Source organism: Corynebacterium sp. HMSC036D03 (genome assembly GCF_001836185.1).
Lineage (GTDB): Bacteria > Actinomycetota > Actinomycetes > Mycobacteriales > Mycobacteriaceae > Corynebacterium > Corynebacterium simulans.
Window position 1 is genome coordinate 16,505 of record NZ_KV827713.1, and the last position, 24,469, is coordinate 40,973.

General features: G+C 58.8%; 24 protein-coding genes. 15 read left to right on the forward strand and 9 right to left on the reverse strand.

Going from position 1 to position 24,469, the window contains the following annotated elements; genetic code table 11:
- Positions 1-37 precede the first annotated feature (37 nt).
- Complete coding sequence (locus tag HMPREF2692_RS00950; RefSeq protein ID WP_070822435.1) at positions 38-1,315, reverse strand: amino acid permease; 1,278 nt, start codon at positions 1,313-1,315, stop codon at positions 38-40.
- A 27-nt stretch (positions 1,316-1,342) separates the two neighbouring features.
- Positions 1,343-3,001, reverse strand: a complete 1,659-nt coding sequence (locus HMPREF2692_RS00955) for a thiamine pyrophosphate-dependent enzyme (protein WP_061920964.1) — start codon at positions 2,999-3,001, stop codon at positions 1,343-1,345.
- 137 nt (positions 3,002-3,138) lie between these two features.
- Here HMPREF2692_RS00955 and HMPREF2692_RS00960 point away from each other — a divergent pair, with 137 nt between their 5' ends.
- Positions 3,139-4,032 (forward strand): LysR family transcriptional regulator, encoded by an 894-nt coding sequence (locus tag HMPREF2692_RS00960; protein ID WP_070822437.1) that lies wholly within the window; start codon positions 3,139-3,141, stop codon positions 4,030-4,032.
- On the opposite strand, the gene HMPREF2692_RS00965 is transcribed toward HMPREF2692_RS00960, so the two are convergent.
- Positions 4,029-4,700, reverse strand: coding sequence for a TIGR03089 family protein (locus tag HMPREF2692_RS00965; protein ID WP_062041833.1), 672 nt, complete (start codon positions 4,698-4,700; stop codon positions 4,029-4,031). The genes HMPREF2692_RS00960 and HMPREF2692_RS00965 overlap by 4 nt on opposite strands.
- Before the next feature lie 220 nt (positions 4,701-4,920).
- Positions 4,921-6,564: an LCP family protein gene (locus tag HMPREF2692_RS00970; RefSeq protein ID WP_179294277.1), complete on the reverse strand. Its 1,644-nt coding sequence runs from the start codon at positions 6,562-6,564 to the stop codon at positions 4,921-4,923.
- A gap of 186 nt (positions 6,565-6,750) precedes the next feature.
- On the opposite strand from HMPREF2692_RS00970, the gene HMPREF2692_RS00975 reads away from it, so the two are divergent.
- The 3 genes from HMPREF2692_RS00975 to HMPREF2692_RS00985 all read left to right on the forward strand — a co-directional run bounded on the left by HMPREF2692_RS00975 (position 6,751) and on the right by HMPREF2692_RS00985 (position 9,585).
- A complete protein-coding gene (locus HMPREF2692_RS00975) occupies positions 6,751-7,665 on the forward strand; it encodes a glycosyltransferase family 2 protein (RefSeq protein ID WP_061920970.1) in 915 nt (304 codons plus the stop codon).
- A 65-nt stretch (positions 7,666-7,730) separates the two neighbouring features.
- On the forward strand, positions 7,731-8,825 hold the full coding sequence (locus HMPREF2692_RS00980; protein ID WP_061920973.1) for a mannose-1-phosphate guanylyltransferase: 1,095 nt from the start codon (positions 7,731-7,733) through the stop codon (positions 8,823-8,825).
- A gap of 511 nt (positions 8,826-9,336) precedes the next feature.
- Positions 9,337-9,585: a WhiB family transcriptional regulator gene (locus HMPREF2692_RS00985; protein WP_005528147.1), complete on the forward strand. Its 249-nt coding sequence runs from the start codon at positions 9,337-9,339 to the stop codon at positions 9,583-9,585.
- Positions 9,586-9,683: 98 nt separating this feature from the next.
- On the opposite strand, the gene HMPREF2692_RS00990 is transcribed toward HMPREF2692_RS00985, so the two are convergent.
- Positions 9,684-10,154, reverse strand: a complete 471-nt coding sequence (locus tag HMPREF2692_RS00990; RefSeq protein WP_061920975.1) for a metallopeptidase family protein — start codon at positions 10,152-10,154, stop codon at positions 9,684-9,686.
- Positions 10,155-10,248: 94 nt separating this feature from the next.
- On the opposite strand from HMPREF2692_RS00990, the gene HMPREF2692_RS00995 reads away from it, so the two are divergent.
- Together HMPREF2692_RS00995 and HMPREF2692_RS01000 are read left to right on the forward strand one after the other, a co-directional pair.
- Complete coding sequence (locus HMPREF2692_RS00995; RefSeq protein ID WP_082778557.1) at positions 10,249-10,746, forward strand: DUF3499 domain-containing protein; 498 nt, start codon at positions 10,249-10,251, stop codon at positions 10,744-10,746.
- Between the two features lie 54 nt (positions 10,747-10,800).
- Positions 10,801-12,168: a phosphomannomutase/phosphoglucomutase gene (locus tag HMPREF2692_RS01000; RefSeq protein ID WP_061920979.1), complete on the forward strand. Its 1,368-nt coding sequence runs from the start codon at positions 10,801-10,803 to the stop codon at positions 12,166-12,168.
- 226 nt (positions 12,169-12,394) lie between these two features.
- On the opposite strand, the gene HMPREF2692_RS01005 is transcribed toward HMPREF2692_RS01000, so the two are convergent.
- Positions 12,395-13,744: an FAD-dependent oxidoreductase gene (locus HMPREF2692_RS01005; RefSeq protein ID WP_061920981.1), complete on the reverse strand. Its 1,350-nt coding sequence runs from the start codon at positions 13,742-13,744 to the stop codon at positions 12,395-12,397.
- Positions 13,745-14,081: 337 nt separating this feature from the next.
- On the opposite strand from HMPREF2692_RS01005, the gene HMPREF2692_RS01010 reads away from it, so the two are divergent.
- From HMPREF2692_RS01010 to HMPREF2692_RS01025, 4 genes are read left to right on the forward strand one after another with little or no spacing between them, the layout of a single operon-like run.
- Positions 14,082-15,758, forward strand: a complete 1,677-nt coding sequence (locus tag HMPREF2692_RS01010) for a nitrite/sulfite reductase (RefSeq protein ID WP_061920983.1) — start codon at positions 14,082-14,084, stop codon at positions 15,756-15,758.
- Positions 15,755-16,030, forward strand: coding sequence for a hypothetical protein (locus HMPREF2692_RS01015; RefSeq protein WP_061920984.1), 276 nt, complete (start codon positions 15,755-15,757; stop codon positions 16,028-16,030). The genes HMPREF2692_RS01010 and HMPREF2692_RS01015 overlap by 4 nt, the downstream gene beginning before the upstream one ends.
- Positions 16,027-16,740: a sirohydrochlorin chelatase gene (locus tag HMPREF2692_RS01020; RefSeq protein WP_061920986.1), complete on the forward strand. Its 714-nt coding sequence runs from the start codon at positions 16,027-16,029 to the stop codon at positions 16,738-16,740. The genes HMPREF2692_RS01015 and HMPREF2692_RS01020 overlap by 4 nt, the downstream gene beginning before the upstream one ends.
- 3 nt (positions 16,741-16,743) lie before the next feature.
- Positions 16,744-17,784: a sulfite exporter TauE/SafE family protein gene (locus HMPREF2692_RS01025; protein WP_061920989.1), complete on the forward strand. Its 1,041-nt coding sequence runs from the start codon at positions 16,744-16,746 to the stop codon at positions 17,782-17,784.
- 12 nt (positions 17,785-17,796) lie between these two features.
- Here HMPREF2692_RS01025 and cobA read toward each other — a convergent pair whose 3' ends face one another.
- Positions 17,797-18,561: a uroporphyrinogen-III C-methyltransferase gene (cobA, locus tag HMPREF2692_RS01030; protein WP_061920991.1), complete on the reverse strand. Its 765-nt coding sequence runs from the start codon at positions 18,559-18,561 to the stop codon at positions 17,797-17,799.
- A 122-nt stretch (positions 18,562-18,683) separates the two neighbouring features.
- Here cobA and HMPREF2692_RS01035 point away from each other — a divergent pair, with 122 nt between their 5' ends.
- Positions 18,684-19,730: an exopolyphosphatase gene (locus HMPREF2692_RS01035; protein ID WP_201040658.1), complete on the forward strand. Its 1,047-nt coding sequence runs from the start codon at positions 18,684-18,686 to the stop codon at positions 19,728-19,730.
- A gap of 18 nt (positions 19,731-19,748) precedes the next feature.
- The gene (gene manA / locus HMPREF2692_RS01040) at positions 19,749-21,005 is read left to right on the forward strand and encodes a mannose-6-phosphate isomerase, class I (protein WP_061920993.1); all 1,257 of its coding nucleotides are present in this window, start codon (positions 19,749-19,751) and stop codon (positions 21,003-21,005) included.
- On the opposite strand, the gene HMPREF2692_RS01045 is transcribed toward manA, so the two are convergent.
- Together HMPREF2692_RS01045 and HMPREF2692_RS01050 are read right to left on the reverse strand one after the other, a co-directional pair.
- The gene (locus tag HMPREF2692_RS01045; protein WP_061920994.1) at positions 20,989-21,348 is read right to left on the reverse strand and encodes a hypothetical protein; all 360 of its coding nucleotides are present in this window, start codon (positions 21,346-21,348) and stop codon (positions 20,989-20,991) included. The two genes, manA and HMPREF2692_RS01045, sit on opposite strands and share 17 nt — an antisense overlap.
- A gap of 78 nt (positions 21,349-21,426) precedes the next feature.
- Entirely contained in the window at positions 21,427-22,242 is an 816-nt protein-coding gene (locus tag HMPREF2692_RS01050) for a hypothetical protein (protein ID WP_061920996.1), read from the reverse strand.
- 550 nt (positions 22,243-22,792) lie between these two features.
- Between HMPREF2692_RS01050 and HMPREF2692_RS01055 the strand changes: the two genes are divergently transcribed.
- From HMPREF2692_RS01055 to mtrA, 3 genes are read left to right on the forward strand one after another with little or no spacing between them, the layout of a single operon-like run.
- Positions 22,793-23,146, forward strand: a complete 354-nt coding sequence (locus HMPREF2692_RS01055; protein ID WP_061920998.1) for a DUF4259 domain-containing protein — start codon at positions 22,793-22,795, stop codon at positions 23,144-23,146.
- Positions 23,147-23,148: 2 nt separating this feature from the next.
- The gene (locus HMPREF2692_RS01060; protein ID WP_061921000.1) at positions 23,149-23,763 is read left to right on the forward strand and encodes a dTMP kinase; all 615 of its coding nucleotides are present in this window, start codon (positions 23,149-23,151) and stop codon (positions 23,761-23,763) included.
- Positions 23,764-23,767: 4 nt separating this feature from the next.
- Positions 23,768-24,460, forward strand: coding sequence for an MtrAB system response regulator MtrA (mtrA, locus tag HMPREF2692_RS01065; protein WP_061921002.1), 693 nt, complete (start codon positions 23,768-23,770; stop codon positions 24,458-24,460).
- Positions 24,461-24,469: the final 9 nt, after the last annotated feature.

Sequence of the window (24,469 nt, forward strand, 5' to 3'; positions counted from 1 at the left end):
AACTTTAAAGCGACTTTTAAGAAGTGATAGATAAGAATTAGAACATGTTCCACACGGTAACCGCCATAATGACGATTCCCATGCCAAATACGAAGTAGTTCCACGGGTCATTTTTGAACTTGGAATAAGCGTCGAACTTCTTGAACATGTAGACCGGGACCAGGTAAACGAGGAAAGCCACGAAGATGCCACCGACGACCGAAATCATCGACACGATGGATGGGTTATAGACCGCCACCAGGGTAGTGCCAACGAAGGTGATGAGATAAATGATGTTGAGCAGGCTGCGGTGCGAGATACGCTCAGCCATCTTTGGCGCTGCTAGGCGCAGCAGGTACTCTGTGCCTTCCTCGGTGCCCAGCATGTGGCCGAAGTAGGAGGAGATGATGGCGCACATGACCACAACGGGTGCCATGTAGGCCATGAACGGGGTGCCGGTGACGTTAGCGAAGTAGGACAGTACCGGAATGTTTTGTTCCAGCGCCTCATTCATACCGTCGGCGCCCAAAGCCAGGACGCATGACCAAACAAAGAACATGGTAAAGACCACCAGCAAGATGGCGGTAAGCAGCTCCGTGCGGTCAACGCGCTTGGCGGTCTTCTCGCCATAGGCCGGCTGCATGTCTAGTGCGAACTGAGACAGTGCCGCCATGTGGGAAAAGGAAAATACAAGCACCGGCAGAATCAGCAGGATTCCCTTGAGGATTCCAAAGTCGCCTTCACCGTTGTCGTAGTGCAGGAAGCTCTGAAAATCCCAGCGTGGGATGAGGTAGATGGACGTTGCTGCCAAAGCGAAGATGAGCGGATAGACCAGCACCTGGGCCAGCCACAGCATGGGCTTGCGGCCCACGGCGAACGCGCCGGTCATAATGCCCACGCAAAGGATGGCGAGTACCCACCGGTTGATGGAAGGTCCACCCAGTTGGTTGACGATGAAGCTATCGACCGAGTTGGTGATGCTGATGCCGTAAATCAGCACCGTGGGGAAGATAGCGAGCCAGTACAAAATGGCGATAACGATGCCGGAGGTGCGGCCAAAATACTGCGTGGCCAGTTCCAGGACGTCCTTGCCGTGGTCGTGGATGGGCGCGCCACTGACTATTCGGACATAAGTGCGGTGCGAGAAATAGACCAGCGGCAGGATGAAGACCGTGGCAAAGACCAGTGGCCAGAAACCAAATCCACCAGCGTTAAGTGGAAGGAACAAAATTCCTGCGCCGACGGCAGTGCCGAACAGGGTGATGACCCAAGTCATGGTGGAGCCAGCAGGTTTGGCCTCCGCACGCTCAACAGCGGTAGCAACGGTATCGCTCATTGAAAAATCCTTTGTTTGGGGACAGGTTTAGTCGTTGTCAGGCAGCGACAGAGCTTGATCCACAATCACGTTGATGACTGCTGGAATCTGCTTCTCGCGCATAGCCTGCAGGGCGCGCTCGACGGCAGGGCCTGCCTCGGCGTCGGAAGTGACAAGCTCGCCGTGTGCGCCGAAGCCACGGGCGACGGCGGCGAAATCCGGGTTGGAAAGCTGGGTGCCGGAAACGCGATCAGGGAAGTGGTTCTTTTGGTGATCGCGGATGGTGCCGAATTCGCCGTTGGACATCACGACGGTCAGATAAGGAGCGCCGTACTGCAGGGCGGTAGCCAGCTCTTGGCCATTCATCAAATACTCGCCGTCGCCAGCAATGGCGATGACGGTGCGCTCAGGAAACTCCAGCTTGGTGGAGACTGCACCTGGAACGGAGTAGCCCATCGAGCCATTGCGCACGCTGAACTGGGAGGGGTAGACGTTGGTGTGCATAAACTGCTGCGCCCAGATGCAGTGATTGCCGGCGCCGAAGGTGTAGATGGAATCCTCTGGGGCCTGCTCCTGAATGGCGCGCATGAGTGATTCGATGTGTGCGGTTCCCTCAGGAGCCGGGCGCCAGTCGGCTTCGTCCTGAACCGTAGAGAAAGCCACCTGCGCCGCGTGCGCATCCGCGAACCACTGCTGCTGGGCAGCAGAGGCCTCGCCCGCATTGATCTCAGATAGCGCTTCGGCGAAGGCTACCGGGCTGGCCAGGATGTGGCGGGTGACGGCTGCGGAGTTGCCGCGCAGGCTGGAATCGATGTTGATGAAGAAGTTGTGGTCATTTGCGCCTTGACGCAGCTTGTAGCCGTCAGTCGGGACGTCGCCAAGCACTGCTCCAACGGCGAGTACGAGGTCGGAATCCTTGAGCAGCGCAGCTGCCTTCTCATCTCGGCCGTAGCCCAGCCAGCCGGCGTTGGCCGGGGAAGAAAAAGGGATGCGGTCGCTGGCGCGGAAATCGTGGACCACCGGAATCTGGTTGGTCTCTGCAAACTCGGTGATTTGGCGTGCGGACTCTGGGGTCCAGCGCGGGCCGCCGGCGAAGATGAGTGGGCGCTCGGCGGAGCGTAGGGCCTCGGAAAGCTCGGCGATATCGCTTGGGGATACCGCGCCGTCTGTCACGTTGATTGGCTGGATAATCTCCCCGTCGAAGTCCATGTGGAGAATGTCCTCCGGCAGGCCCACCACTACTGGGCCTGGGCGGCCCTGCTTGGCCTGGAAGAATGCCTCGGCCACCACGTGGGAAGCACGGGATGGGTCATCGAGGATGAAGACCTGCTTGGTCTGGGTGCCAAACCAAGCCTTTGGGTCGAACTCCTGGAAGGACTCACGGTCACGGTCGGGGAAGGGAATAAGGCCCACGAAGAGGACCATCGGGGTGGAATCCTGCCAGGCGGTGTGAATGCCAACGAAAGCATTGGAGGCGCCTGGGCCGCGGGTGACCATTGCGACGCCCGGCTCACCGGTGGCCTTGCCGTGTGCCTCTGCCATGTAGGAAGCGCCGCCTTCCTGGCGGGTAACGATGGCTTCGATGGGGCTGTCATAGAGCCCATCAAGTACTGGCAGGAAGCTCTCGCCTGGGACGAGGTATGCGCGCTTGACGTTGTGTGCTGCGAGAGATTCAGCGATGGCGGTGCCAACATGGCGACGAGTCATAGTTTTCAGACAATCCTTCTTTTGTGATTGGTGCAACAATTTCACCCTATTGTGAAGGGTTTTCGTCCATGTTGTCTAATGTCTAAGATTTTTCAAATCCATGCTCATTGGTAATAGCTCGTGTTAAATGAAGATTTATGGATTACACGAGGGCGAAATATTTCTTGGCGCTTGCGCGCACCGGTTCCGTGACCACCGCGGCAGAGCAATTGAGCATCACCCAGCCAGCGCTAAGCCGCCAGCTGCGGCGCTTTGAGGAGGAGCTGGGGCTCGAGCTTTTCGAACGCGCAGCTGGGGTGCTGCGTCTCAACGAGGCGGGCAAGGCATTGATTCCCGTGTGCCAGCAATTGGTGGCAGATAATAACAGGGCTACGCAGGCGGTTTCGGCGCTGCAACGCGGCGAGATGCGCGCCTTGCAGGTGGCGGCAACGCCGACGACCATCTCGACGATCTTGGCGCCTTTCATCGTTGACGCGCGCGAGGAGATTCCGCTTCTGACCACGCTGGCGGTCGAGCACTACGAGGTGTACCAGGCGCTAGATACCACCGCCGATGTGGTGGTGACGCCAATTCCAGTAAAGGAGGGGCTTGATTCCGTTCCGCTGGGGGAGGCCACTATCCGGGCGTGGGTAAACAAGGAGCACCCTCTAGCGGGCCAAGACAGCATTGAGGTGGAGGACTTGGTCACTCATCGCCTAGCCATGTCAGGCCGGCGCAGCGTCTCGCGCGGGTTCTTCGATGCCTTTGTAGGGCGCAGCCACGCTGTGCTTGGCGACGTCGTCGAGTGTGAGGACACCGTTACGCTCATCGCCCTCGCGCGAGCCGGGCGCGCAATCGCCATCTCCAGTGCTCTGCAGGCTCACGACGCGGTAGGCCTGCGCATCTGCAACGCGGAGGAGATGCTAGGCGGTGTGCCCCTGCACGCGGCTTGGCGTAGCGGGCACTTCGCCGCCGCGGAAATCCATGCCGTGGTCACGCGCCTCCAGGAGTTTCTGGGAATTAACCCCGCCGATGGCGTTCGTGCCAGCTAAAGACGCAGATCCACCTTCTCGTTGGCGGCGATTTCTTCTAAACGCTCGGCAGTGCACATGCCGGCGACAATCACGGCGGAGCCTCCACATGCGAGCGGTTCGAGAATCAACTTCTTAAAGGAATCCTTGTCCTTCCACCCCGCGGACATTACGCGTTGGGCAGGGCCGGCGGCAGGATAAAGCTCCGGTAAAGCGGTGGTGGGGCCATAGAACTGATCACCGTAGAAACGCACGGTGGGCCCAAAATCAATGGCGCCGGCGGGCAATTCGCCGCCAGATTCGATGACGCCGCGCCCGAATGGATCATCGGTAACGAGCACAACATCGGCGCCTGTGAATTCCTCGCTCAACTCTGCAAAGCCCTCGGGCGCGGCAAAAATAACATCGGGGCTTGCGCCGTCTAGCTCGGCGCGCGTGAACGCTGTGTCGACGCCGGCAGCAATGGCACCCAAAGCGATAACTGCGGGCTGCCAGGAAACAGGAAGGTCGAGGAAAATGAGGGAATCGGAAGCGAGCTCAAGCTCTTCTAAGAGCATGTTGGCAATCTTGGAGACCCAGTTATCCAAGGTCTGTGCGGAAAAATCCATGCGCGCGCCGGTGGCTTCGTTGTAGAACGTCAGGCGCGGCGCTGCGGCATCTGCGGAAAGTAGGTGCTGAAGCATATCCATGTCCGCCCATGGTAGGTGACTGAGCCTTTGCGCGGCAGGGAATGCTTTCACACCACGGTCCTAGGCCCCCGAGCGCCCCGGAAGGTGAGTGATAGGGATACTCATTTTCTAACATTAAATGGCAACTACCTGCCAAAAAATTGGGGAACGATCCCTAAGAAAAGCCAGGAACCTTTTGGATTAGGTCCCTGGCTTGAGAATTACTTAGTTTGTGTGGCGTTTAGTTTACGCAGCGCGGGCCCTCGCCGCCGGCGTCGATTTCCGGGGCAACCTCTGCCGCGCCCATGTCGCTGCCTGGGGTGCCGACCTGCTCGCTCGGTGCGGTGTCGGTAGGTTCTGCGTCCTGTGCTTCCTTGTCGGACGGGCCTTCGTAGTCGTCGTAAGCCACGACGACAAAGGTGTTTTCATCCAGCGACGGGCTGGACGTAACCGGCAGACCGCCGAGCTGCTCAGCCAAGTCTTTGGCGCGTTGATCGTTCTCATCCGCGGCGACAACCTGGGACTCGTAGTACAAGCCCGGCTCGGCATTGCTGGTCTGGCCGACCTTGTAGCCCACGCCAGTCAGCCACGTGCCAACGCCGGAGGCCAGGCCGTCGATGCTGCCCGCGTTGAGCACGTTGACCTCGATGCCATCGGCCACTGGCTTTTCGGAAGGGTTGGAGCCTGCCTCTGCGCTTGACGACGCCGCGGCTTCCTCCGTCTGCTCCGCAGTCTTGGCGAGGTCATCCATAAACTTATGGACCTCTTGCTTGTTGATGGTCACGACGGACTCACCGTAGTCACCCACGCCGTCGATGGAGGTCACCGGAATGGTGGTGAAGGTGACGTTGCCGCCGGCCAAGCCCGAAAGCTGGGTGACCAACCCCATGACGTCCCAGCCCTCATCGATGACTACAGAGCGTTCGATTGCGTCAGCAATCTTGGAGAGCTTATTCGGGTTAGCTAGGGTGCCAGAGGAGAGCACCTTGGAAACCAAGGAAGCCATATATGCCTGCTGGCGCACGATGCGGTCCAAGTCGCCGCGCGGAAGCTCGTAACGCTGGCGGACGAAGGACAGGCCCTGGGCGCCGTGGAGGGTCTGGCGGCCCTTTTTGAAATCAGCGCCAGACATGACGTCCTTGACGTCGTTGTTCAAGCACACGTCGACGCCACCGACGGCGTCGGTAAGCAGCACGAAGCCCAGCAGGCCGACCTCAGCGTAGTGATCGATGTCGATGTCTGTGAGCGAGCGCACCATGCTGATAAGTCCCTGGCGGCCGGCCTCCACGCCCTGCTGCTCGATCTCCTTCGCGGAATGCGGCTTCTTCTTGCCTTCAGCCTCTGCCTCGGCGTTTTCTTGCTCTAGCTCTTCGACCTTGTCCGTCTTGTGGTTGGCGAAAACGCCGTTAATCTTGGTGTTTCCAAAATCGCCGTCGTCGACGTAGGTATCGCGCGGAATCGAAACCGCAGTTGCACGGGAGCCGTCATCCGGGATGCGGATGATCATGATTGTGTCGGTGTTTTCCTCGCCCTCGTCCACACCGGCGTGCAGGTCCGCCAGTTCCTTCTCCGATAGTGGGTTACCCTTGGCATCCGTGCGCGAATCCTTGCCCACCAGCAAGATATCCATCGCGCCATCTTCGGTGTCTGCCTTAAAACCACCCTTGTTGCCTAACGCGAGGTTAGAGACAGAGGACATGCCATCTCCCACGCGGCCCACGGTGGCATAGCCAACGCCAGAGAACACCAAGATTGCCGCCGACACAAATGCCATGATGGCCTTCAGGGGCTTGGACCCCTGTTGCTTTACCGCCGTCGCCGAATTGGGCGAGGGCGAGATGGCGCGGGAACGACGCTGCTTGTCTGACTTTTTCTCAGAAGACACAGGTGGAGGACTTTCTAATTGTGGCGTTCAAAGGTGGCAGCAAGCAAGGTGGCTTCTCTCGGTGCTTGCCGTGTAGCCAAGTTAGGGCTGATCTTGTGACAGTTTAGGCGAGAAGATAAAGAAATCGTGATCTATACATGATTTTTGTCAAGCTTGTAGTGTCTTGGCAGTAACCTAGCAGCGAGTATGGGTACGCTAAGCAGCATTGTGAACACAGATAACGTAACTGCCCTCGCAGTGGTCACGGTGACGTATTCGCCGGGCCATTACCTCGGGGATTTCCTTAAATCGCTGGAAAGCGCAACCAACCGGCCCACGGCTGTGGTCTTGGCGGATAACGGCTCCACCGATTCAGTGCCGCAGGCCGCGGCTGCTGGCCGTGACGACGTTGTGTTTTTAGACACGGGCGGCAACATCGGTTACGGCGGCGGAATGAATGCCGGCGCGCGGCTCGTCAGCTCTGGCGCGCTGGGTGAGGTCGATGAAGAGTTCTTCCTCATCAGCAACCCAGACGTGACTTTTACTCCTGGAGCTTTGGATAAGTTGGTGGAGTGCGCGCGCCGGAATCCACAAGCCGCAGCCGTAGGCCCGCGCATCGTGGAACCGGATGGCTCGTATTATCCTTCCGCGCGTGCGATCCCCACATTGACCACCGGCATCGGCCACGCCCTGTTTGGCACCATCTGGCCTAGCAACCCGTGGTCGCGTGCCTATCGCAATGACGCCGATATGTCCGTTGAGCGCGAGGCGGGCTGGCTTTCGGGTTCCTGCCTTTTGGTGCGGTGGGATGCGTTCCAGCAGATCGGCGGCTTTGACGAGCGCTACTTCATGTACATGGAAGACGTCGATCTGGGCGACCGTTTTAGTCGTGCGGGCTGGAGCAACGTCTTTTGCCCTGAGGCAATCATCACCCATGCCAAAGGGCACTCTACCCAGGCGCACGCGGGTGCGATGCTGCGAGCCCACCACGACTCGGCCTACCGCTTCCAAGCGGACCGCCATCCGCAGTGGTGGCAAGCGCCAGTCCGACTAGCGCTCAAGGCCGGACTGCGGTTGCGCGGGTTTGCTCTAAGCGCCCTAGCGTGCCGCAGCAGTGGCTAGGCTCCTTGGGCATATACACTGACCCCGATAAAACACGTCGATTTATTCGCATAAGGAATTCTTCTATGAGTCAAGCAGCTGTCCAATGGGGCGCTTCTACCGATGCCGTCATCCTCGTCGGTGGCCGTGGAACCCGCCTGCGCCCGCTGACCATCGGCACCCCAAAGCCGATGTTGCCGACTGCTAACTATCCGTTCCTCCAGCACCTTCTTGCCCGCATCAAGGCTGCGGGCATTACCCACGTGGTGCTGTCGACGTCGTTTAAGGCAGAGGTCTTCGAAGAGTACTTCGGTGACGGTTCCGATATGGGCTTGGAAATCGAATACGTAGTAGAAGAGACCGCGCTGGGTACCGGCGGTGGCATCCGCAACGTCTACGACAAATTGCGCCACGATACCGTGATGGTCTTCAACGGCGATGTTCTCTCCGGTATGGACCTGGGTGGCATCTTGCAGACCCACCACGAAAAAGATGCGGACGTTACCATGCACCTGCTTAACGTGGCAGACCCGCGCGCCTTCGGCTGCGTTCCGACTGACAGCAACGGCCGCGTGACGGCGTTTTTGGAAAAGACCGAGGACCCGCCAACGAACCAAATTAACGCTGGCTGCTACACGTTCAAGCGGAAAGTCATTGAGACCATTCCGGCTGACCGCGTGGTCTCCGTTGAGCGTGAGACCTTCCCGAGCCTGTTGGAGTCCGGCCGCTTGGTGGTAGGCCACGTCGACAACTCCTACTGGCGCGATATGGGCCGCCCAGATGACTTCGTGCGCGGTTCTTCTGACTTGGTTCGCGGCATTGCTCATTCGCCGCTGTTGGAAGGCCACACCGGTGAGTCCATCGTCGATGAGTCTGCGGGAATCGCCGGCGGTGTGTTGTTGCTTTCTGGCACCGCGATTGGCCGCGGCTCCGAGGTTGGTGCAGGTTCGCGTCTGGACGGCACTGTTGTCTTTGACGGCGTGACCATCGAGCCGGGGGCAATCATCAGCAACTCGATTATCGCTTCGGGCGCGCATATCGGTGCCAACGCACACATCGACAACTGCGTCATTGGTGAGGGGGCTGTCATCGGCGCCCGCTGTGAACTCAAGGGAGGCATGCGTGTCTTCCCAGGCGTGCAGATTCCGGATGCCGGCGTCCGCTTCAGCTCTGACGCTTAAAAAGGCAGACATTTAAGTTATCTCTCCCATGACCCGTTTCCTTTTAAGGGGGCGCAGGTGGTGGGAGTTTTCGCGTTTTAGCTGGTCTTTTACGGTTTTGGTTGCTGGGTAGCTTGTGCGCGCAGAGATCCAGCAGATCGGCTTAGATGGTGGCGACACGCCGATCAAACCTTGGAATTGTTCACAGGAATATGAAGCACCACTACATATAGTACCCCCAGGACTTACCCCCAGAGGGGGATCTATGTGACGGATGTGAAAGTTGGGGATCGTGTGCTGCGTTTTTGGCGAGAATCCCCGGAAGGCCCCGTTTTCGGGTTGACGATATTTAGTGATCCGGTGTGAAATAACATCAGTGTAATCAAGCGCATCGGCGACGCCTCCGCCAAACTTTGGCTTCGGTGTAAGGTCGGTGCAACTTAGAAGAAACTACCCAACCTCGGAGAAAGGAATTAGCGTGGAGAAAAACTCAAATAATGGCGCTATTCTCCGTGGCGGTGCTGCCGCAGAGATGTCTCTCGATGAGCTTTTTGGCGCCGTCGAGCAGGAGTGGCAAGACCAGGCACTGTGCGCGCAGACTGATCCTGAAGCCTTCTTTCCGGAAAAGGGAGGCTCCACCCGCGAAGCCAAGCGTATCTGCCAGGCTTGTGCGGTGCGAGATGAGTGTCTCGAGTATGCACTTGAGCATGACGAGCGCTTCGGAATCTGGGGCGGACTGTCTGATCGTGAACGCCGCCGCCTCAAGCGTGAGATTGGTTAACCTCCGGCTAGGGAGACCTTTCTTCTTAAATCCTTCACCTCTATCTATGTTTAGTGTCATCTGGCGCTAGGGTGTGGATTGTGGTGGAGGATTTTTGCTTACCAGCTAAACCGAGGATCAACGTCCTGTGGATCAAGGTTGAGGTAATTGGCCACCAACGCAGTTAGAACCGTGCCGAGTAGCTCGGCGCGTTCGCTAGATGTTTCGACACGCTCCTCGATGGGCATCCGGAAAATTACCATGCGGGCACGTGTTGGGTGGCCGGCAGTATCAACGCCAGCGGGGACAACCCGGCCTAAGGGTACAGGGCCGTCGGAGATGATCTCTTCCGGCAGGACCGTCATATCAGCAGAAAGCCGCATGCGTGGAACCGTGTCCACCGCCAAGTCCAATCCGGCGAGCTGTTCTGCAAAAGCATTCTGGATGGGGGCATAGGCCTCGAGCACGGCCATGTCGAAGCGCTCGCTCTTGCTACGGAACCGCGGCGTCGATTGTGGCAAAAGCGGTCCGTGCATGCCCCTTCCGCGGCGGTCGCGGAACGGACGAGTGTGGGGGCGGCGCATGGTCATGCCCGTGATTTTAAGGTTTCACATGACCATTTTCGTGCGGGGCGCGCCGAGTTTCGACTATTCAAATCTCAACTAAAGGTTTAGACTCATTGCCGTGAATCATTCTCGTCATTGCTCTCGTCCAGGCTGCGGCAAACCCGCCGTGGCAACTTTGACCTACGCGTATTCACAGCAGACGGCCGTCGTAGGCCCGCTCGCGGAGGAGACTGATCCGCATAGCTGGGACTTGTGCGAAAAGCACAGCTCCCGCATCACCGCTCCCATCGGCTGGGAGATGGTGCGCGTGGACCGCATTGAGCTTGAGGAAGAAGACGACCTCATGGCTCTGGCCGAGGCAGTTCGCGAGGGCGGGCGCGTCACCACCGGGCTAGTTGAGGATGGTTCGGGCTCCGGCCAAGACCCGATCGACTACGCCGCCAACTTTGATGGCGCCGATCCTGATAGCTCCAACCACCCGGTCTTCCGCACGCGCCGCGTAAGCGAGGCCAAGCAGCGCCGCCGGGCACACTTGAGCGTCGTGCCTGACGACGCCCTGACTCAGGACGCCTCCGAATCCGCCGCGGGTGGCCGCCATCGCTTGAAAGAGGACTAGTTTTAGGCCACGGCTCCAGTATTTGGGGCTGGGGGAAGAGTACTATTGCAGGTTATGCGTACTCGTGAACAGCTAAACGCCGTTATTAAGGCCTATGACGTCCGTGGCGTCGTGGGTGAAGACATTGATGAGAATTTCGTCCGCGACACTGGTGCTGCTTTCGCCGCTATTTTGCGCGAAGAAGGCGAGAAGACGGTGGCTGTGGGCCACGATATGCGTCCTTCTTCGCCGGCGTTGTCTGCTGCCTTTGCTGAAGGCGTAGCTTCGCAGGGCCTAGACGTGGTGAAGTTGAACTTGACCTCCACTGATGAGCTCTACTTTGCAGCAGGCTCCATGGAATGCGCCGGTGCGATGTTTACCGCCTCGCATAACCCAGCCAAGTACAACGGCATCAAGCTTTGTCGCGCTGGTGCTGTCCCGGTGGGCCAGGAGACCGGCCTGGAAGCAATCAAGGACATGCTCGTAGATGGTGTTCCAGCCTACGACGGCGCCGCAGGTTCCGTCTCCGAGCGTGAGGTCCTGCCTGACTACGCAAACTTCTTGCGCTCTTTGGTTCCGCTGGAGTCTTCCCGCCCGCTCGTTGTAGCCGTGGATGCAGCAAACGGTATGGGCGGACACACGGTTCCGGCGGTCTTCGAGGGCCTTCCTTTTGACGTGCGCGAGCTATTCTTCGAGCTAGATGGCACCTTCCCGAATCACGAGGCTAATCCTTTGGACCCGAAGAACCTCGTGGACCTGCAGGCCTTTGTGAAGGAGCAGAAGGCAGACATCGGACTCGCCTTCGATGGCGACGCCGATCGCTGCTTCGTGGTCGATGAAAACGGCGATGCAGTTTCGCCTTCTGCTATCTGTGCACTTGTCGCGGAGCGCTACCTCAAGAAGTTCCCAGGCTCGACCATCATTCACAACCTGATTACCTCCAAGACGGTCCCGGAGCTTATCGCTGAAAACGGCGGCAAGGCTGTGCGTACCCGCGTGGGTCACTCCTTCATCAAGGCCCAGATGGCCAAGGAGAAGGCTGCCTTCGGCGGTGAGCACTCTGCGCACTACTACTTCCAGGAGTTCTGGAACGCGGACTCGGGCATGCTCGCTGCGATGCACGTGCTAGCTGCGTTGGGCGAATCCGATAAGCCGCTTTCTGAACTCATGGCGCAGTACTCGCGTTATGAAGCTTCTGGTGAGATTAACTCCACCGTGGAGGATCAGAACGCTGCTACGCAGGCAGTGCTCGACGGTTTGGCTGAGGAGATTGAGTCCGTCGATGAGCTCGACGGCGTGACCGTGGAGCTGAAGGGCACCGATGCGTGGTTCAACGTGCGTGCTTCCAACACTGAGCCGCTGTTGCGCCTGAACGTCGAGGCAAAGACTGCTGATGAGGTCGATGCCATCGTGGAGAAGGTTCTCGGCATTATCCGCGCTTAGGCGCTTTCCCGTGCCGGTGCCTTCGCGCAGGCCGCCTTTCTGCGTGTACCGTTTCCTGTAAATAGTGAACCCAAACAGGCTAGCTTTGCCGGCCTATTTGCAAGAAACGGTACATTCGCGGAGGCTGAGCCGCGGGTGAGCGCCGCCCTAGCCGAGCCGCAGGGCGTGGCCGCGCCGCAAAACACAAAAAGCGCCAGCACAATGCTGGCGCTTTTATGCGGGAAAATTAGCCGCGGGAGTGGGTAACCATGTCCTCCCACTCGACGTACTTCTTGCGCTCGCGGCCTTCTGCCTCACCAAGCGCACGCTCGGCAGCGTCGAGGTTCTTCCAACCATCCCAGGTCAGGAACTCGATGCCTGCTTCGGACAAGGTTGCGGTGATGTCCTCGTCGGAGGAGTGGGAAAGCTTGCCAGCCTCGGCGTCCTCGAGCAACATACCGATGGTCTCCGTTGCATCAGACTTGGTGTTGCCAATAAGTCCGACCGGGCCACGCTTGATCCAGCCCGTGGCGTAAAGGCCCGGAACGATGCTGCCGTCCTGCTCGATGACGTGGCCACCATCGTTGTTGATGACGTTTTTGTCGGTATTGAAAGGAACGGTATCGATGGCATCGGAACGGTAGCCTACGGCGAGGTAAACAGCCTGGACAGGCCACTCGGTGAACTTGCCGGTGCCGCGAACGTTGCCGTCACCAGTCAGCTCCGTGCGTTCGGTCTTGATGCCGGTGACCTTGCCGTTCTCGCCGAGGATTTCGACCGGCTGCTCGAAGAGGTGAATCTGCAGGGTGTGCGGCGCATCCTTCGGCTCGCGGATGGCGTAGCCCTCGAGGGTCTGGCAGACCAGATCCTGGGACTTAGAGTTTGCACGTGCTTCGAGAGAAGCTTCGTCGTAGTCGATGTCTTCTGGGTCGACAACAACGTTGATGGTCGGGGAGTGGTCCAGCTCCTTGAGCTCGAGCGGAGTGAACTTAGCCTGTGCGGGGCCGCGGCGGCCGAAAACGCGGACCGTTTCAGCCTGGTTCTTGGCCAGGGAGTCATAAACATTGTCTGGGATTTCGGTGACCTTGAGCTCGTCGCCGGTCTTCGCCAAGATGCGGGCGACGTCGAGTCCAACGTTGCCCACGCCCACGACGGCTACTTCCTTTGCGCTGAGATCCCACTCGCGGTTGAAGCGTGGGTTGCCATCGTAGAAACCAACGAACTCGCCTGCGCCGTGGACGCCTTCGAGGTCTGCGCCTGGGACGTCGAGGTTGCGGTCGCCGACAGCGCCGGTTGCGAAGACGACTGCGTCATAATGCTCCTGTAGCTGAGCCACGGTGAGGTCGCGGCCGATGTGCACGTTGGAGATGAGGCGAATTTGCTCGGTTTCCAAAACGCGGTGCAGGGAGTTGACGATGCCCTTGATGCGTGGGTGGTCCGGCGCCACGCCGTAGCGGATCAGGCCGAAGGGAGCTGGCATCTGCTCGATGAGATCGATCTCAACATTGCCACCGGTCTTTTTAACCAGGATGTCAGAGGCGTAGATGCCTGCTGGGCCAGCGCCGATGACGGCTACCTTCAGTGGGGCTTGCGACATGTCAGTAGTGGGCCTTTCCTCAAGATTTTTACGGAATATTGGAACGACTAGCGCTAAACGCTAAAAGCCATCGTTCAGGTACTGGTCGTAATACTAGTCGTTCTAATTCCTTTTATGAATATTAGACTGATTAGTCTGCTGAAACTTCGTGAGCGTGGGGTTTATTGAACCGCGTTAACGTAAATCCGGCAACCGGGTTATTTAGATTCTTCCAGCTTGGCGATGTTGTCGCAGGTCACATTGTAAAGAGTGGTGAAATTAATCCGAACCGCTTTGTCTATTGAGGTTAGACAGGTAGGTTTTTGGCAACCACTACGAAAGGCAATTGTTCACCGCCATGACTACCGCAACGAAACCTACCGCCAAGTCTCGTACGCGCAAGCCAGAAGGACAATGGAAAATCGACGGTACAAAGCCGCTTAACGCGGACGAGGAGATCAAGCGCGAGGACGGTGGTCTCTCCGCCCGCCAGCGTGTCATCGATATCTACTCCAAGCAGGGCTTTAAGTCCATCCCGCCGGAGGACCTTGCGCCGCGCTTTAAGTGGCTTGGCCTTTATACCCAGCGCAAACAGAATCTGGGAGGCGAGCTAACCTCCAAGCTCAGCAATGCGGAGCTGCAGGATGAGTACTTCATGATGCGCGTGCGCTTCGACGGCGGTCGCGTCAGCCCGCAGCAGCTGCGCACGGTGGGGGAGATCTCGCGGGATTATGCGCGTTCCACCGCGGATTTCACGGACCTCCAAAACATCCAGCTGCACTGGATTCAGATTGAGGACGTCCCGGGTATCTGGGAAAAGCTGCGCGCGGTGGGCCTCGATACTCTGTTGGGCTGTGGCGACGTTCCCCGCGTCATCTTGGGCTCGCCGGTGGCGGGAGTCGCGGAAGACGAAATCATCGACGCCACCCCGGCCATCGATGACATCGTGGCTAACTACCTCCCGCGCGAGGAGTTCCACAATCTCCCGCGCAAGTTCAAGACGGCCATTTCGGGCAATCGCCGGCAGGACGTTACTCACGAGATTCAGGACATCGCGTTCGTCGGCGTCGATCACCCCGAGTACGGCCCTGGTTTCGACTGCTTCGTCGGCGGCGGCTTGTCCACGAATCCCATGCTTTCCCAGTCCTTGGGCGCTTGGGTGCCGCTTGAGCGTGTACCGGAGGTGTGGGCCGGCGTGGCTCGCATCTTCCGCGATTATGGCTACCGCCGCAATCGCAATCGAGCGCGCCTGAAGTTCCTAGTCGCGAAGTGGGGCATCAAGAAGTTCCGCGAGGTGCTAGAAAATGAGTACTTGGACGCCCCGCTTGCCGACGGCGAGCCCCTTACCGTCGAGCCTGGCTCCCGCGACCACCTCGGCGTGCACAGACAAAAGGATGGCAACTTTTATCTCGGCGTCAAGCCCACCGTAGGCCACGCCACGGGCGAGCAGCTCATCGCTATTGCCGACGTCGCGGAGCGTTTCGGCATTACCCGCATCCGCACCACGCCGATGAAGGAACTTCTCTTCCTCGACGTCAAGGAAGCCGATATTCCGGCTCTTTCGCGGGCGCTCGATGAGACCGGTTTGTACTCACAGCCATCTGAGTTCCGGCGCGGCGTTATTTCCTGCACCGGCTTGGAGTTCTGCAAGCTTGCGCACGTGACCACGAAGGCCCGGGCGATTGAGCTGGTGGACATCTTGGAAGACACCTTGGGCGACCTCGACGTGCCGATTTCCATTGCGCTCAACGGCTGCCCGAATGCTTGCGCGCGTTCCCAGGTCTCGGATATCGGACTGAAAGGCCAGATAGTCACCGATTCCGAAGGAAACCGTGTTGAGGGCTTCCAGGTGCATCTGGGTGGCGCGCTCGGGCTCTCCCCGGACTGGGGGCGCAAGCTGCGCGGGCACAAGGTCATCGCGGATGAGGTCCCAGACTATGTCATCCGGTTGGTGCAGAAATATAAGGAGCAGCGCGAGGAAGGCGAGCAGTTCCGCCACTGGGTCCTGCGCGCAGATGAGGAGGATCTGCAGTGAATTTTCGTCGCGAGCCGAATCCGAACCGCAACCATCCGATGTACTGCCCCTACTGCGGCGGCATGAACCTCTTTCCCGATGAGGAAGGCGATTTCGCTTGGAAGTGCTGCGAGTGCCTGCGTATCTTTTCCGTGATGTTCCACGGTCAGGATGATGCGCCGGTAGCACCTGCCAAGGCGGTTTCTTCCAACGAGGCGTTGCAACGATCGCTGCAACGTCGCGGGCATCTGTCTACGGCTAAGCAGGATGCAAGCGCGGGGAGCAGACGATGAGCGCACTGATTACGCTTTCACATGGTTCGCGCCATCCAGAGGCAGCTCTTGGTATTGAGGCTTTGACGCGAAAGGCGGCGGCGCTTGCCGGCGCCACATCTTATGAAGCGGCTTACCTCGATTTTCACGAAACTGACCTGGAAGCTGCAGCACAACGAGTAGCTGCCGCGGGGCAGAGGGAAGCGGTGGTCGTGCCACTGCTGTTTACGCAGGGCTATCACCTGCGCGTGGATGTGCCGGAAGCGATCGATCGCGCTGCACATTCCGCCGGGCTGCGGCTGCTGCAAGGAGAAGGCTTAGGCACCGGTGCCGACATCGCGGAGCTCTTAGCAGCGCGTGCGATGGCGCCGCAGACAGGTAAGAAGCCACAGCATCTTGTCATCTATGCCGTGGGCTCTTCGGACGAGAAGGCGAATAGCGCTGTGCGCGACCTCGCTGCGAATGTAGAAAGCCTCACCCATCTGCCTACCTCGGTGGTGTTTGCAACACGTGGTGGGAAAGAGGGCGTCGCCAAGCAGGTGCGCCGCCAAGGCGAGGTGCGGGTGCTGCCACTGTTTAGCACGGCAGGGCTGTTGCTGGACCTGCTCGCGGATTCCCCTGCACAAGTAGACTCCCCGCTAGGCACTGACCTTGCTGGGGTTGTTGCTGACCGTTTTGCCCATGCAGCGGGCTTGTCCACCCAGACTCACATGCTTGCACAGATCGGATAAAAAATGCGGTCGTTCATTCTGATTGCTCTAGCCGGCGCTGCGGCACAGCTTGTCGACGGCGGAATTGGCATGGGCTTCGGCGTAACCTCCACGACCATGCTGCTCTTGGCTGGTCTTGGGCCGGCACAAGCCTCTGCGGTGGTGCACACGGCGGAACTCGGAACGACGCTGGTATCAGGGATTAGCCATTGGCGCTTTGGAAACGTGCATTGGCCAACGGTATTCAAGCTCGGGCTGCCCGGGGCGCTCGCGGCCTTTCTGGGGGCGAGCGTGTTGTCTAATATCTCGACTGCGGCTGCGGCGCCGATAACCGCGTTAATTCTTGCAGGCATTGGAACCAACCTCGTGTGGCGTTTCGCGCGCCTGCAAAAGAAGCCTTCGGCCTATCGCAGCAAGCATTCCGCGGGATTTCTAGCCGGCCTAGGGATAGTCGGCGGATTCGTCGATGCCACTGGCGGCGGTGGATGGGGTCCGATATCCACCTCGACGATGATGGCGATCGGTAAAGAGCAGCCGCGGCGCATCGTGGGAACCGTTAATACGGCGGAATTCTTGGTGACTTTCGGTGCGACTGCTGGTTTCCTGGTGGGGCTGTGGAATGACATCGTGGCTAATTTGGCAGCGGTGATTGCGCTGCTGGTTGGCGGGGCGGTTACGGCACCGATTGCCGCTTGGTTGATTTCGCGCGTTAACCCGGTGGTGCTGGGCGGTTTTGTCGGTACTGCAATTGTGGCGCTGAACATCGGCAAGGTAATAAGCGGGGCTGAAACCTACTTCGGTTGGGCCATCGCGCCTTGGTTCGTGGTGGCTGTGCAGATCCTCGTGGTTGTAGCGGGAGTGGCTGCTACGGCGATTGGTGCTCGACGCACACGTGCGGCGCGCACTGCTGAAGAAGCAGCCGAGGAGGCAGAGCGTGAAGCGCATGCGGCATTCCACGCTGCGGTGCCACACCGCCCGCGCGGGGGCCGCGGCTTCAAGGTGGTGGCGCAAACTGCCCCGGAGCTCAGCCGGACCAAGGAGTACTGGCCGCTGCAGGCGAACTAAGCCAGGTGGCGTTTACTGCGCATCCTGGCTGTTTAGCCCGGCGACCTCGCCGATGACGAAGACCGCGGGCGGGGCAACTTGCTCTTTTCTGACGGTCTCCGCGAGGTCCCCGAGGACGCACTTGTAGACCCTTTCGCTGGCCATTGTGCCCTCCTGGATGATGGCCACAGGCGTCGATGCGCAACGTCCGCCATTGATAAGCGCCTGGGCGATGGCTGCCGAATTCTTCACGCCCATGATGATACTGAGCGTAGCCCCCGATTGCGCTAGCGCTTGCCAATCCACCAAAGACTTGGCGTGGCCTGGCGGCAGGTGACCGGAAACCACTGTGAATGCATGGACAATGCCGCGCTGGGTGACGGGCACGCCTGCCAAAGCAGGAACCGAGATGGCGGAGGTAACGCCAGGGATTACTTCCACCGGAATGGACGCGGCGGTAAGTGCCTGCAGCTCCTCAAAACCGCGGCCGAAGACATACGGGTCGCCGCCTTTCAAGCGGGCTACTTTTCGGCCGGCGAGCGCATGCTCGATGAGGAGCTCGTTGATCTTTTCTTGGGAGGTTTGGCGCTTATACGGCAGCTTGGAGACATCGATGAGTTCTTTGCTTGCAACGTCGCAGAGCTTGTCCAGCTGCTGCACTGGACCCAGGTGATCCGCCAAGATAATCTCCGCCTCTTGCAAGGCGTGCATTCCACGTACCGTGATGAGGTCCCACGCGCCGGGGCCGCCACCAATCAAAACTACGGGGTGAATCTGCGGACTTTCTGCTGCAACCATGCTGGTTGATTCTAGTTGAGGTATTTCACCTCACGTGCAAAAAGGGATTATATACCTGGGGTTTATTCATAATTGGCTGGGGAAGTTCTAATAAGCACTACTGCGTGTCCGAGGGCCAGACTATGCTCGGCGGCATGGATAGTGCTTACTATGATGGCGCAGCTTATGACCCAGAAACCGTGCGTTATTTCGACGTCGCTCATGAAGGAGCTCAAATCAGGGTCTTAGGCGGTGCTATCTCGCAGCTGGCCGGCCTTTTGGGCGGGGCTAAACCGCGCTGCCTGGTCATTTTGCCTACTGATCAGATAGCCCGCGCGGCTGCCTATACAGCGGTAGGGCTGGCCGAGCCAGCGCGCATTCCGTTGGTGGTGGCGGAATCGCTCCCGCACTTTGTTGGAGCCTTGGACGTTGTCGTGGTGGTAGGTGAGCGTGCGGAGTGTGACTGGGCCTCTCGTGCACTTATTGCTGCGGATAAAAGGGGAGCCGCTACTGTACTGGTCGGGCCTTCGCGCGGTCCACTCGTGGAGGACGCTCCCGAGTCCACCTTTGTGGCGCCCACTTTGCCCACGGCGGAGGGCGCCTCGCCGGCTCGGTTCATCGCCGCGCTGTATGCGGTGGCTGCGGTCCTCGAAGAAGAAGGGGAGCTCGTAGCCCGCAGGTTGGAGGAAGCCGCCGACGCAGTGGACCGCGAGCTGGAGGCGCTTAGCCCAGAGCATGATTCCGCAACTAACCCCGGCCGCGAGCTGCGGGAATTTGTGGAGGGCGCGAGGGTTATTCATTCCTGCGGCGTCGACCCATATTCCTGGTCAGAGGAGCGTTCCGGAGTATTTATCAATGCCCTGGTTGCCCGCATGGCCGCCGCGGTTTGGGCTGCGCACGGTCTGGGCGGTACTTTTGCTGACCCTGAGGCGTTGCCACATATTTTGGAGCGCGCACAGCAAAGAGGTGGAACAGCGGTGCGTGACATATTCTTTGACCCGCAGATAGACCCGTCAGAAGAAAATGCTTTGGTACCATTGAAAATTGTTTTGTGGGGAGAGGAAGAGGCGAACCTTCCCCATTCAATCGCTGAATCGAGCAATGATCCTGAACCCGCCTTAGGGGAATTGGCGCGCGCTCTTCAGTTCATTACGCGCAGTTATGCCGCGACCGCCTACGAGATTTCTTAAAAGAAGGAAGCAATACATATGCAGCTGCTCAACAGCGCAACCCGCAACTACTCCTGGGGCTCACGGACCATGATTCCTGAGCTCAAAGGTGATCCCGCGAGCGATACCCCGGTAGCCGAGCTCTGGTTCGGCGCGCATCCGGGGGACCCTTCAACCGTTAATGGCCAGCGCCTCGACGAGGTTATTGCGGCCGCTCCGGCGGAGCAGTTGGGCAAGCGCGTGCAGCAAGATTATGGCAAGCGCCTGCCTTTCTTGCTGAAGATATTGGCCGCCGCAGAGCCGCTGTCTTTGCAAGCACACCCCTCTAAGGCGCAGGCGGAAGAGGGGTTTGCCCGCGAAAATGAGCAGGGTATCGAGGTAAGCGCCACGAACCGCAACTACAAGGATGACAACCACAAGCCGGAGCTCATAGTGGCACTCACTGAGTTCTACGCCATGGCTGGCTTTCGGCCCCTCGAGCGCACGCTGGAGCTGCTGAAGGCTTTGGAATGCCCTGAGCTCGAGCACTACCTGAACATGCTCCTGCCGGAGGCCGCTGCGGAGTCGGAAAACTTGCGTGCGCTGTTTACCACTTGGATCACTATCCCGGCTACAAAGCGTAAGGAACTCATTGCGGCAATCGTCGAGGCTGGTGAAAAGCTGATCGCGCGTCTTGAAGCAGAACCAGCGGATTCTACGGATTCGGCTGTGGCGTGGATGGCACGCGATATGCGCACAGTCATCAGCCTGAACGAGCAATACCCAGGTGACATCGGTGTCTTGGGAGCGCTGTTGCTCAACCACGTGGTCTTGCAGCCTGGCGAGGCTGTGTACCTCAACGCCGGCGCGCTGCACGCTTATGTCTCGGGCCTTGGCGTGGAGATCATGGCGAACTCCGACAACGTCCTGCGCGGCGGCCTGACCCCGAAGTTCGTGGATGTTCCGGAATTGGTCAAGGTCCTCACTTATGAAAGCGTGGATGATCCGTGCGTGCAGCAAAAAGAGAAGAGCGTAGAAGAAACCCTGCACGGCGCAAAGGCTTGGTCCTATCCGGTGCCGATCGATGAATTCATCTTGGACCGCGTAGAGCTCTGCGCCGACGATACCGTTGAGCTGAACTTCGATGGTCCGGCTATTGCGCTGTGCACCGGTGGGGAAGTGGAGCTGCGTGACAACGAAGGCCAAGAGCTCAAGCTGCAGCCGGGGCAGGCGGCATGGCTGCCAGCAGCAGAGGAGACCGTAGTGGCGCGGGTTGCAGCGGGCGAGGCGAGCCAGCTCTTTATCGCTCGTGTCTAGGGCCTGCTAGGAGACCTGTAACGTCACCGCGAATTATCTCCGCCATGGAAACTACATCCTTGCGCTCAATAAACCCCTCGGCCTCTGCCTGAATGACGTCGCCGCCTTCGACGAACGTGGCATCTAAATCTTCGACGATAACCGTAGAAGCGCCCACCAGTTCGCCGCTAAGCTCGCGTGCGTCCGGAGTGTGCGAACCCAGTGCGACGAAGATGACAACGCGCAGCGGCTCGTTCGCCGTGGATGAAGCGTTGCCAGGGCCTTCCAGAAAATCGACAATTGTGGCAACCGAAACCGCGGGAGTGCGCAAATTGGTTACCGCTTGACCATCGAGCAGTTGCACTGGGGCCTCAGCGAGGTTAGTTGCCTGACCTGCGGCCGTAGTCGCGCCGGTGGTCGGCGCTTCCGTTGGGGTAGGAGCCTAGCCGGTTGGATCGGAGATATCGACGGCTTCGGTCATGTTGGTGTCCTCGACATCAACAGCAGTCGGCTCCTTAAAAGTATCTGCATAGGTCGGCTCGGAGCTTGGCTGCGGGGCATCAACGGTATCGCCGCTGCCTCCAAAAGTTGGCGCTGTATCGGTAGCAGGAACTTCCGTGCCGTTCATCTTGCCTGGGGTGGCTTCGCCCGAAGGAGAAGGCTCGACGGGCTGAGCCGCCGTGGGCTGGCCGGAGTCGGAATCCCCGGGCTTTGGACGGACGGTTTCAGTCAGGCTTGGCTGCGTGTTGTTTGGTGCAGAAGCTTGGCTGGTTGGCTGTTGCGCAGTTGCCTGCGTAGAAGTGGTTGGTGCAGCAGTGCCGGAGGCGCTGTTAGAAGGCTCCTGTGGGTAGCCCGTTGCGTAGGTGCTGTTGGCATTCTGTTGCGCGGTGGCGTGGGACTGGGAGGAGAGGTTCTCCGGGCGGTAAACCGACGTGGGGCCAGTGTTAGAGGTGCTGCCGGTAAAAGCGTTTGGGGCCAAGAATGGGTCATTCTTGAGTGCCACGGCGCGCTTGCGGGAAGAGCTGTCTTTGTGGCTCTTGCTGCTGTGCTTGGAGTGGGGGCGGCTGCTCGTGGTGGGAGTTTGCGAGGTGCGCTTGCTTTGCGACTCGGTTTCGCCAACCTGAGTTACAGACTCGCTGGTGCTGTGCGACGCCACGGTGTCAGGCGTGGAAACACGCCAGACACCGTAGCCTACGAACAACGCGAAAAGGAGACCGAGGGCGATAAAGACATACACGCGACGTGCATCGGGCTTCATCGTACGCTCCTTTCCTTCTCAAGCCACCTATGGAGGGTTCTAAGGGGAATGGCTTAGTTCTAACCGTTACAATAATGGACTTCAAAGAAATAGCTTCCGACCAGCGGGGATGCGGGCTGGAAACTGATATGTGTAACAACTCGGTAACGACCATACCATGTAAGAGTATTTAGTGGAATAGGCATCTTACGTATCGCCATGTAGGCGGAAGTTTCCTTGAAAGAGTGTTTCGGAATTTGGTTTAGCTAGTTCGGCTTCCGCTTCGCAGTGCGCAGCCGGGGAAGTTCTGCGTCCTACACGGCCCAAGGTGCTTGTCCGTCTGGACTGAATTGGCGATTGACCTCTGTTTCCGCGCTCAGCCTAAAGTGTGTTGATTCTCTCTGTGGTTTTTAACGTATAAATTGACTGTGGCAACGCACTGACAAAAGCAGCGGCAGCGGCTAGATATAGAAGTAAACATCGCGGGAAGATTTCTCCCCTTCATCAACTGTCTGCCCGCGGTGGAGGCCACCAGCAGTAGAACTTTCGCGTTATATCAAAGGAGAGCGCAATGAGCACTTGGGACGAAGACATCTTTGCAGATGACGTCAACGTTGATTTCCTGGATGAACTCGCCAACCTTGATGACGAGGACATCGTTGAGTCTGTATCTGATGCTTGTGCCTTGGCTACGAATGACAATTCCGTTTCTGAAGAGGAACAGCGCAATGCACTAGCGGCCGCTACCATCGCCGCCATCTGGGCCGGTGCGCCGTTTAGCGCCGGTGAAATTGTTTCTTCCTATCCGTTTATCCGTGGGCTTGCCGGCTCCGGCAGCGAAGAGCTCAACGAGCAGGCTCTGGAATTGCTGGAGGGCGTGGAAGAAGATTATGACCTCGAAGCATTCATTGAGGCTTTGTCCTAATAATGCTGGTTAGCATCGAAGGAATTGACGGTGCGGGCAAGAACACGCTCGTAAACAGGATTAAAGGCGAGCTTTCTGTAGAAGTCGATGTCTTGGGCTTTCCGCGCTATGAAGAATCCGTGCACGCGCAGCTGGCCCAAGAGGCTCTCTACGGCCGGATGGGTGACTTAACGGATTCCGCCTATGCCATGGCCACCCTCTTTGCTCTTGACAGGTTTGGCGCAAAAGACTGCCTGTTGGAAGCGCAAGAGGGCAAAGACCTGCTGATTTTGGACCGTTACGTGGCCTCAAACGCCGCCTACTCGGCCGCGCGCTTGGGTACCGATGAGGTCGTAGACTGGGTCTACGATCTTGAGTTTTCGCGTTTGGGGCTGCCTAAGCCCAGCCTGCAGATCTTTCTCGACACCGACGTCGAGCTCGCCGCAGCCCGCGCCGAGGCGCGCGCAGCCGAGGACGCCGGCCGTGCCCGTGACCGATATGAAAAAGACAGTGATCTCCAGACGAACACTGCGGCGGCGTATCGTCGATTAGCGGAACGTGCGTGGGGCGGACGCTGGATCGCCACCGCTGATACCGATATGATTGTGCAATCTGTCAAGGAACTCGTAGAGGAGTAGGAAAATGGCGCCGAAGATTCTGGTCGTTGACGATGATCCAGCCATCTCGGAAATGTTGACCATCGTTCTTGAGGCCGAAGGCTTCGAGCCCATCGCTGTTACTGACGGCAATGAAGCAGTTCCTGCTTTCCACGAACACGAGCCAGAGCTCATCCTGCTTGACCTCATGCTGCCGGGCATGAATGGCGTTGATATTTGCCGCGCCATCCGCTCGGAATCGGCAGTTCCTATCGTTATGCTCACCGCGAAGACGGACACTGTCGACGTAGTGCTTGGCTTGGAATCTGGCGCTGATGATTACATCACCAAGCCCTTCAAGCCGAAGGAGCTGGTTGCCCGCATTCGTGCGCGCCTGCGCCGCACCGACTCTTCCTCCAGCGAGCTCATCGAGGTCGGCGACCTAGTCATCGACGTCCCAGAACATACCGTCAAGCGCGTCGACGGCGAGGAGCTTTCACTTACCCCACTGGAATTCGACTTACTTCTCGAGATGGCACGCAAGCCTGGCCAGGTGCACACCCGTGAAGCGCTACTGGAATCCGTCTGGGGCTACCGCCACGCTTCTGATACCCGTCTCGTCAATGTGCACGTGCAGCGTTTGCGCGCCAAGATCGAGCACGATCCGGAAGACCCGCAGATCGTCCTGACCGTCCGCGGCGTTGGCTATAAGACCGGCAAGACTGGCGCCGGCGAATAAAGAGGACCC

Coding starts and splice junctions, on each gene's coding strand:
- HMPREF2692_RS00950 (WP_070822435.1), bottom strand. CDS start 1,315: ATGAGCGATACCGTTGCTACCGCTGTTGAGCGTGCGGAGGCCAAACCT.
- HMPREF2692_RS00955 (WP_061920964.1), bottom strand. CDS start 3,001: ATGACTCGTCGCCATGTTGGCACCGCCATCGCTGAATCTCTCGCAGCA.
- HMPREF2692_RS00960 (WP_070822437.1), top strand. CDS start 3,139: ATGGATTACACGAGGGCGAAATATTTCTTGGCGCTTGCGCGCACCGGT.
- HMPREF2692_RS00965 (WP_062041833.1), bottom strand. CDS start 4,700: ATGGATATGCTTCAGCACCTACTTTCCGCAGATGCCGCAGCGCCGCGC.
- HMPREF2692_RS00975 (WP_061920970.1), top strand. CDS start 6,751: ATGGGTACGCTAAGCAGCATTGTGAACACAGATAACGTAACTGCCCTC.
- HMPREF2692_RS00980 (WP_061920973.1), top strand. CDS start 7,731: ATGAGTCAAGCAGCTGTCCAATGGGGCGCTTCTACCGATGCCGTCATC.
- HMPREF2692_RS00985 (WP_005528147.1), top strand. CDS start 9,337: ATGTCTCTCGATGAGCTTTTTGGCGCCGTCGAGCAGGAGTGGCAAGAC.
- HMPREF2692_RS00990 (WP_061920975.1), bottom strand. CDS start 10,154: ATGACCATGCGCCGCCCCCACACTCGTCCGTTCCGCGACCGCCGCGGA.
- HMPREF2692_RS01000 (WP_061920979.1), top strand. CDS start 10,801: ATGCGTACTCGTGAACAGCTAAACGCCGTTATTAAGGCCTATGACGTC.
- HMPREF2692_RS01005 (WP_061920981.1), bottom strand. CDS start 13,744: ATGTCGCAAGCCCCACTGAAGGTAGCCGTCATCGGCGCTGGCCCAGCA.
- HMPREF2692_RS01010 (WP_061920983.1), top strand. CDS start 14,082: ATGACTACCGCAACGAAACCTACCGCCAAGTCTCGTACGCGCAAGCCA.
- HMPREF2692_RS01020 (WP_061920986.1), top strand. CDS start 16,027: ATGAGCGCACTGATTACGCTTTCACATGGTTCGCGCCATCCAGAGGCA.
- HMPREF2692_RS01025 (WP_061920989.1), top strand. CDS start 16,744: ATGCGGTCGTTCATTCTGATTGCTCTAGCCGGCGCTGCGGCACAGCTT.
- cobA (WP_061920991.1), bottom strand. CDS start 18,561: ATGGTTGCAGCAGAAAGTCCGCAGATTCACCCCGTAGTTTTGATTGGT.
- HMPREF2692_RS01035 (WP_201040658.1), top strand. CDS start 18,684: ATGCTCGGCGGCATGGATAGTGCTTACTATGATGGCGCAGCTTATGAC.
- manA (WP_061920993.1), top strand. CDS start 19,749: ATGCAGCTGCTCAACAGCGCAACCCGCAACTACTCCTGGGGCTCACGG.
- HMPREF2692_RS01050 (WP_061920996.1), bottom strand. CDS start 22,242: ATGAAGCCCGATGCACGTCGCGTGTATGTCTTTATCGCCCTCGGTCTC.
- HMPREF2692_RS01055 (WP_061920998.1), top strand. CDS start 22,793: ATGAGCACTTGGGACGAAGACATCTTTGCAGATGACGTCAACGTTGAT.
- HMPREF2692_RS01060 (WP_061921000.1), top strand. CDS start 23,149: ATGCTGGTTAGCATCGAAGGAATTGACGGTGCGGGCAAGAACACGCTC.
- mtrA (WP_061921002.1), top strand. CDS start 23,768: ATGGCGCCGAAGATTCTGGTCGTTGACGATGATCCAGCCATCTCGGAA.